Origin of the sequence: Micromonospora sp. AMSO1212t (assembly GCF_008868145.1) — a bacterium.
Lineage (GTDB): Bacteria > Actinomycetota > Actinomycetes > Mycobacteriales > Micromonosporaceae > Micromonospora > Micromonospora tulbaghiae.
This window is the reverse complement of sequence record NZ_WBKS01000342.1, coordinates 1-423: the sequence shown is the minus strand read 5'-3', so window position 1 is coordinate 423 and position 423 is coordinate 1. Positions and strand designations below refer to the sequence as shown.

The following is a 423-nucleotide window of genomic DNA, read 5'->3' as shown; positions in this document are numbered from 1 at the left end:
GGCCCGCGAGGCCATCGACAGCGTCTCGATGGTGCGGGTGCTGCACGGCAGCGAGGTCGGTCGGGCCCTCGCCGAGGCCCGCCAGCACACCGACTCGTGGGCGTTCAAGGGCGGCACCGGCACCTTCACCCGCGCGGTCACCCTGCCGCAGTGCCTGGAGCACGCCCGCCGGCGCAACGCCACCCTGAGCTTCGCCATCGAGATCATCGACCCGACCGACGAGGACGTCTGCGAGCGCTACGCGCGGTTCCGGCGCAGCCTCGACCCCGACGCGCCGGGGGAGCGCTGGACGGTCGACCGCACCCGCAAGGAGTCCTACGCGACCGTGCTGGCGGCCTGCTGGCACCTGCAACGCTCCGGGCTGCTCACCGTCGAGGTCCGGCTCTCCGCGCAGATGACCACCTTCCGCTATGACCTCTCCTC

The 423-nt window shown here is 72.6% G+C and carries 1 pseudogene; it reads left to right on the top strand.

Annotated elements, in window-relative coordinates:
• A pseudogene (locus tag F8279_RS30110) lies at positions 1 to 423 on the top strand (hypothetical protein); the annotation flags it as partial.